The sequence below is a fragment of the Peribacillus sp. SIMBA_075 genome, assembly GCF_046534585.1.
In genome coordinates this window covers 1-257 of the sequence record NZ_JAWRYN010001006.1, presented here as the reverse complement: position 1 = coordinate 257, position 257 = coordinate 1, and the positions used below count along the sequence as shown (strand labels likewise).

At 42.4% G+C, this 257-nt stretch carries 1 protein-coding gene; it reads left to right on the top strand.

Features of this window, described 5'->3' with window-relative positions; genetic code table 11:
- A partial coding sequence (locus SB775_RS31315; protein ID WP_410865170.1) for a sodium:solute symporter family transporter occupies window positions 1-257 on the top strand: 257 nt, incomplete at both ends.

Here is a 257-nt window from a genome sequence, read left to right as displayed (position 1 = left end):
GGATTAACTGGCTGGCAAAATGGTCTGGCTATTGCTGGGGATTACATGTCTGCTGCGTCATTTCTTGGTATAGCCGGAGCGATAGCGTTAACTGGGTTTGATGGGTTCTTTTATAGTATCGGCTTTTTAGTTGCTTATTTAGTTGTTCTATATCTTGTCGCAGAACCGCTTAGAAATTTAGGGAAGTACACGTTAGCAGATATGATTGCGGCACGTTTTGATGCGAAAAAAGTTCGTGGTATAGCAGCGCTTAATAC